At 30.2% G+C, this 1,281-nt stretch carries 1 protein-coding gene and 1 pseudogene; both read right to left on the reverse strand.

Going from position 1 to position 1,281, the window contains the following annotated elements; translation table 4 throughout:
- Positions 1 to 557, reverse strand: a pseudogene (locus BCF89_RS08830) (Mbov_0397 family ICE element conjugal transfer ATPase); the annotation flags it as partial.
- A gap of 2 nt (positions 558 to 559) precedes the next feature.
- Positions 560 to 1,281 (reverse strand): hypothetical protein (locus tag BCF89_RS03510; RefSeq protein WP_211305429.1); only part of this gene is annotated, 722 nt, incomplete at its 5' end.

Consider the following 1,281-nt stretch of genomic DNA (forward strand, 5'->3'; position numbering starts at 1 on the left):
TCTAAATCAATTTGAGTATCTTTTTCAATTGCTTTTTTAATAAAATCATAGTTTGCTTCAAGATTGGAAGATTTTGGGATTTTTACAAAGGAAATTGGAAAATCAATATTGTTTAAAACATTGATAACCGTTTGATAATACGCCATTTTGTCATCTAAGTCATTAGAATAAACATCATATCCCTTAAATGCAAAGACAGAAAAGTAATTTGCTGAATCTATTTCAACAATATTGTCATTTACAATATCCTTAAATTGAACAAGTGATTTTGTATTTGAAGAAAAGTATTTTCTTGGTTTTAAATAATACTTAATTCATCTGACAATAAAAACATAATATTTACAATTATGCTTTTTATTTGGCAAAACAATTCAAGCTGTTGAAACAAAAATTGCAATTGTAATTCCAATTTTAGCAATTAAAGGAAGTGACTTAGAAATAAAAAATCCACAAACAAAAGCAAGTGCTGAAGTAAAAATTAAAATTAACATATCAAATAGTGATATTGACTTAAAGATTTGTAATTTGATGTCTGAAAGTTTTTTATTTTGTAACATTATTATTTATCTCCTTTGCTTTTACTTTTTTGTCCTGCTTTTGTCTTAACCCAATTGTTAGATTGATTTGCTCGTATAAGATTTATATCTTCAATTGCTTGATTGCTGTTTTTTAACTTTTGGTGTCTTAATAAAGTGTCTTGGGAAATGTTTCCAGATTTCCATTCATCTGATTTTTCAATTTGCTCAATTGCACGGTTATTATATTGATTTGCAACTGCTAATTGTGCTTCAAATTGTGATGAACTCTTGACAGCTGAAAAATCAAGTCCAGTTTCTTTTACTTTATCCATAAAGAGATTTTGAGTTCCTGCATCGAATTGCATACCATTTGCAGATAATATCTCTCTACCCACTTTTGAGCTTAAACCACTAGATTTGGTTAATTTCATACTGTTAGCAAGAGTACCGACCTTACTACTTGCCATTTTACCAACACCACCAAGTGCTGCACCTACACCACCAGTTAAAAATGCTGCTCCTAAGGTTCCACCACTAGCAATTGATGCTGCACCAGCAATACCTTTTCCAATCATTTTCTTTCCATAATTTAAGGCAGAGAATGATTGAACTCCGAAGTATGAATCAAGTTTTTTCTTTAAAAACTTTATAGCTCACCCTACTCCAAGACCAGTAAGTGGAGTTAACAAGGTAACACCAGAAGTACCAAGTGCATTACCATTTCTTAAGAAATTGCTAATCGCAGTAAAGATTCCAAAGAATA

Source organism: Metamycoplasma auris (assembly GCF_003253435.1).
Taxonomy (GTDB): Bacteria; Bacillota_I; Bacilli_A; order Mycoplasmatales; family Metamycoplasmataceae; genus Metamycoplasma; species Metamycoplasma auris.